We start from the raw sequence: 5,042 nt of genomic DNA, 5'->3' as shown, positions 1-5,042 counted from the left end.
TTTCTTTTTTAAAAAAGTAAAGCACGCGGTAGGTCTGTTAAGCTTACCCAAAATCATACTTTTACAAAAGCAAAGCACCAACAATTAGTTGGTGCTAATGTTTCACATGATTTGGGACATTTTCAAAAATGCTTGACACATTATTAACTAAAGTTCAAAAAATATTAATATATATTTTTATGGTTAAAATTTAAGGTAATAATTTCTCTAAATTTAAAATTCCGGAACCTTGCATATATTTTGGTGAGTTTATTAAGCTTGAAGACACCTTAAGTAATGCCAATGTATCTTTAAAACACAAATCACTATTATTTTCATATAAAAGTGCACAAATACCGCTTATAAAAGCAGCCGAACAGGAAGTTCCTGTGTAAGTCGTATATAAATTAGTGATATGAGAAGGATAAAGTTTCATGCCATTTTTTTCAGAGACAAATTGTTTGTCTGATAGGCAGGAACAAATATCAACACAGGCTGCAATCAAATTTGGCTTATCGAGTTTCTGAAAAGGACCACAGGAAGAATATTCATATATTTTTGGGGTTCCTATACTATCATAACCACCAACAGTTATACAATTATTAAGTGTAGCTATGCCCCTTATTGAACTTTTAATACTATTATTGCTTCCACTAGGAACGATTACCACAAGGCCTTTTGATATTGCAAGGTTGAATAATTTTGAAAAAAGTGAAAGCATAAATTCATTAGTTTCCATAGTTTCAAAAGGAAGGAGAATGATTTTAATACTTAAGTCATTACTTTCATTAATTATAGTTTCTAATGAAAATAGAATATCGGAAATAAAGCCCTTGCCTATTTTATTAAAGGCTTTAATCATATAAATATGACTATTTTTAGCAACTCCTTTGTACATACCTTTTGAACCATAACCACTACCACATATCAGCCCGCATTCAAAGGTGCCGTGACCATTATCATCATAAGGATACTTTAAATTATTAACAACATCTACGAACTTTTTAATTCTGTTACTTGGATTCAATAAGTCGCAATGTGGATATACACCACTATCAATTATTCCAATGCCGACGCCCTTTCCAGTAAGGTCATAGTTACTATGAAAGGAGACACCATTAGATGATAGTATGCTATTGCCGCATAATTGTGCATAGGAATCATAAATAATATATGATACCTGAGGATATTCTAGTAATCTATCTATAGCACTAGAGGTTAAAGTAGCGCAAATACAATTTATAGAGGGGATATGACGTAAAATATCACATTTTAAAGATTGAATTTTACTTATAGTTTTACCTTCAAGGGATTTACAGTATATTATTACTCTATAGTTTTCATATAGGTTACTAAGTAAAGCTTGCCTTAAGGAAGGGTCTAACTTATTTTTGAAGGAAAACATGTATGCCTCCTAAGATATTGTTACATTATTATATTATATGCAAACTTTTATAATATGTTAATAAAAAATAAAGGTATATATTAGCATTGTAATATATACTTTGAAATTTTATTTTTCACATTCGCCAAATGAAAACATTTCCTCACACATGCTAAAGAATGCACTAGCAACAGGAGTTAATGTTCTTTTTGAATTAACAATCAAATATAAATTTCTTTTTAAGAATAAATCTCTAATTGTACTTATCTTTATTTTACTTCGATCAATATAATCAAATGATATTTTTTTTGAAATAACAGATACACCTGTTCCGAGTTTTACAAACTGAAGTACATTGTCTAAATTATTAACTTCACAAAATACGTTTAATAAATTGGGGTTTATCCCTTTTGACTCAAGAGCTGTATACAGGGTACTCCTAGTTGCTGATTTTTTATCTCTAAGTATAAACTTGTATTTTAACAAATCCTTTAGAGTTATTTCATCAGGAACATTTAGGTCAGTACTAGAAACTAAAACAAGATCATCTTCCATAAGTTTGTAACTTTTAATTTTTTCGTTTTTAATGGTTGTCCCAACTATACCGATTTCACAGTTAAGATCTAAAATGTTTTTTATTATATCTCCGGAACCTTGCTCTGTAATATTAAAACGAACATCAGGGTAGAGGCCACTAAATTTTTTTATAAGATCTGGCACCAATGAATTACAAGGGGTAGTGCTAGCTGATAAATGTAATTTACCAGATACTTTCGTGTTAAAATTAGAGAGATTAGAGATAGCATTATTACGAGTGCTTATTAAATTAATTGCATATTCTAAAAAAGATTCACCAGCTGGTGTTAGGTAAACTACTTTGGAAGTTCTGTCAAAAAGTTGAACATTTAATTCTTTTTCTAAGCTAGCTATATGGGAGCTTATTGTAGGTTGAGATAAGAAGATCGTACTGGCTGCCTTAGAAAAACTTTTGAACTTGGCTACGCTAGTGAAGGCTTCAATTTGTTTGAAATCCATAAGGGGTCCTCCTTGAATATATATTGAAAATATAAATATTAGTTAGTTTTAACTTGTTTATACCATACATCTATAATTATGCATATATTTATAAATAATTTCAACAGGTAATATGAAAATTATATTTTAGCTCAAAAAAAAACAGAAAGAGATTATTACCCTTTCCATTTAAATATTAATATACCCACAATCATTGTTCCAACGCCTATAAATTTAGATAAAGTAAACTTAATTTGATTCGCACCAAACATTCCAAAGCTATCAATTAACCCAGCTGCTAAGAGTTGAGCCACTAATATAGTGGCAATGGAATAAGTTGGTCCTAGCTTAGTTATGCCTTGCATAACAGTAAATATAATTATTGAGCCTAGGATTCCTCCTAGTAAGTACAATTTATTTACTTCTTTTATAGCTTTAAAATTACCATTTCCAACTATAAGAAGTATTAATAATGTAAGTATTAAACCAGTACCTTGAACTAAAACATTAGTTTCCCAAAGACCTATTTTTTCGCTTGCTCTTGTATTAAAAACACCTTGAAGACTCATACAAATGCCTGCAATTATAGAAAAAATTAAACCCAATTACAATCACACTCCTTTAGTTTAGTTTATCCAGAATGTATTGTAATATTTAAAAATATAATTTAATATCCATTGTCCTGTCTTTCATGATTAATGTTGTTTTTATATAAATATGCATTTTGAATATCTTCGTTACTAAATCCTAAATTTCCACCTAAGCACAAGAAATTCTGGAAAATAGTTATATAGTTATCCAATGAGGAAGAAGCTATAAAATCAGAAATATTTACATATAAGTCTAAAAACTGTTGAAATAATTCTGAAGTATTATATTTAGTGTTTAAAGTTACATCATCAAAGTTTTTTTCAAGTCCTATACTTAAAATAAAGTGAAGACAATCAACATATTCTTCAAGAATTATATCTTTACTGGAGGGTTTTTTTGTACTCCAGAATTTAAAACAACGAGTTTCATTTGCGAGTTCTCCCAGTTCCACTTGAAGAGAGAGTATTTTTTTTTGTAATAATTGAACGTCTTCTAAGTTATGTTCTGTTAGAATTCGTTTGTCTAAAGCATCTTGCATTTGAAATAGTCTTTGTAAATTCATATCTGAAACCGCCTTTTTATTTAATTATGCTTATATTATAGAGAATATTTTTTAACAACCATTTGATCTTTATTATTTATAGGTTTCCAAAGCTCTATTGCATCCAAGGTAACAGTCTTTGAAAAATTTTCATCTTTAGCTAGATTGCAAGCGGATAAATACTCATTGTCAGACCACTCTCTATCAGAAAAATTTGTATTAGCAAGTGAAATATGCAAGTTCCAATTTTCAATGTTTTCCCTAACAGTAAAGCTCTGTGAGTTTAATATAGTATTTATACTTTTAGATAATTCGTATATAGTGCCTTTATTTTTAATGTTTAAGTTAACAGATTTAAATGGAGGGTCAAAACAAATCACTCCATTTATATCGACTTGAAACTTAGTATAATCCTTTAAAATATGTTTTATGGAAATATCCAAATCCGAAAGATTAGGATTAGTTATTATTTCTAGAGTTATATGAAGCATAGGTAAATTGTTATCAGATTCATATAGGTTATATTTTTTACAGAGTTTCTCTTGCATAGATTTTATATATTCATAAGAAACTTTATCAAATAAACCAACTAAATAGTAAATCATTTTAATCACTCCCTTATGAAATATACAGTTCTAAATTTTTAGTAATCACGAAGAGTATAAGTTTTAACTAGCATTTCTTTTTTATTACTAATTTGCTTCCATAATTCAAGCCTAGAAACCTTTGCAAATTTAAAAAAATCGTTTTTATCTAAACTATCATCAATAGAAATCGTACCACCATTAGATGATTTTTTAATGATGTGATTAGCATTAGCTAATAGAATATGCAGATTAATGGAAGTATTATCTTTATTAACGTTAAAGCCATGCAAATCTAAGGTACCCGTAATACTTCTCGCTAAACGAAAAATATAACCTTTATCATCAACCTTAAGACTTACTTGACTGAAATTTTCATTTAAACCGATATTATTATTTATATCTACTTTAAATTTTTTATAAGGACTTATAATTTTGGAAACAACCACATCTAATTTTTCTAAATCAGGATTTGTTATAGCGGTTATAGGGATATAGAGATTAGGTGAACTTTTGTATAGTTTATATTTCTTACAAATATCTCTTTGAATATTTTGAATTGTAGAGTTAGATTCATCATCGAATAGTGCAACTAAAAAATATTTCATATCTTTCCTCCGAGTAAAATTAATAACCAAGATTGGTTAATATTATTTTGATTAAATTATAACTACATTATAACATAATATTCGAGTTTTGTATTTTACGTGTAAATTTATGTATACAAGAAAAAAATGTAGTTCAAGTAATTTATACTTTTTTAATTATTAGTATAATTAATTTTAATTATGCTAATAATAATTTTGTAATTAGAGTACTCACGGAAACTAATAAATAAAACTTGAATTTGTTTTGAGTTGTATAGAATTATAAAATTTAATGATATTAGAGCGGTTTGTAATAAAAACAGGTATAGCAAACAAGCCTGCACGGTGCAAGAATTTTTAAA

At 28.0% G+C, this 5,042-nt stretch carries 6 protein-coding genes; all 6 read right to left on the bottom strand.

The genetic code is table 11. The features are described 5' to 3' along the window. Window positions 1–190 precede the first annotated feature (190 nt). Window positions 191–1,384, bottom strand: a complete 1,194-nt coding sequence (locus tag JJD95_RS19560) for a S8 family serine peptidase (protein WP_291645102.1) — start codon at window positions 1,382–1,384, stop codon at window positions 191–193. 108 nt (window positions 1,385–1,492) lie between these two features. After that, window positions 1,493–2,398, bottom strand: a complete 906-nt coding sequence (locus JJD95_RS19555; RefSeq protein ID WP_291645099.1) for a selenium metabolism-associated LysR family transcriptional regulator — start codon at window positions 2,396–2,398, stop codon at window positions 1,493–1,495. A 155-nt stretch (window positions 2,399–2,553) separates the two neighbouring features. After that, entirely contained in the window at window positions 2,554–2,946 is a 393-nt protein-coding gene (locus tag JJD95_RS19550; protein WP_291645104.1) for a DMT family transporter, read from the bottom strand. 98 nt (window positions 2,947–3,044) lie between these two features. Beyond that, window positions 3,045–3,530 carry a dUTP diphosphatase gene (locus JJD95_RS19545; RefSeq protein ID WP_291645097.1) on the bottom strand — a complete coding sequence of 162 codons (486 nt, stop codon included), beginning with the start codon at window positions 3,528–3,530 and terminating at the stop codon, window positions 3,045–3,047. A gap of 35 nt (window positions 3,531–3,565) precedes the next feature. Next, window positions 3,566–4,114: a 2'-5' RNA ligase family protein gene (locus tag JJD95_RS19540; protein WP_291645095.1), complete on the bottom strand. Its 549-nt coding sequence runs from the start codon at window positions 4,112–4,114 to the stop codon at window positions 3,566–3,568. A 38-nt stretch (window positions 4,115–4,152) separates the two neighbouring features. Then, window positions 4,153–4,701, bottom strand: coding sequence for a hypothetical protein (locus tag JJD95_RS19535; protein WP_291645093.1), 549 nt, complete (start codon window positions 4,699–4,701; stop codon window positions 4,153–4,155). Between the last annotated feature and the right edge of the window lie 341 nt (window positions 4,702–5,042).

The organism is Clostridium sp. (assembly GCF_016650035.1).
Classification (GTDB): domain Bacteria; phylum Bacillota; class Clostridia; order Clostridiales; family Clostridiaceae; genus Clostridium_AD.
This window is presented reverse-complemented; position numbering and strand designations above follow the sequence as displayed.

What these genes read in the sequence shown, in the direction of transcription:
- JJD95_RS19560 (WP_291645102.1), bottom strand. Translation starts at nt 1,384, where the DNA reads ATGTTTTCCTTCAAAAATAAGTTAGACCCTTCCTTAAGGCAAGCTTTA.
- JJD95_RS19555 (WP_291645099.1), bottom strand. Translation starts at nt 2,398, where the DNA reads ATGGATTTCAAACAAATTGAAGCCTTCACTAGCGTAGCCAAGTTCAAA.
- JJD95_RS19550 (WP_291645104.1), bottom strand. Translation starts at nt 2,946, where the DNA reads ATGAGTCTTCAAGGTGTTTTTAATACAAGAGCAAGCGAAAAAATAGGT.
- JJD95_RS19545 (WP_291645097.1), bottom strand. Translation starts at nt 3,530, where the DNA reads ATGAATTTACAAAGACTATTTCAAATGCAAGATGCTTTAGACAAACGA.
- JJD95_RS19540 (WP_291645095.1), bottom strand. Translation starts at nt 4,114, where the DNA reads ATGATTTACTATTTAGTTGGTTTATTTGATAAAGTTTCTTATGAATAT.
- JJD95_RS19535 (WP_291645093.1), bottom strand. Translation starts at nt 4,701, where the DNA reads ATGAAATATTTTTTAGTTGCACTATTCGATGATGAATCTAACTCTACA.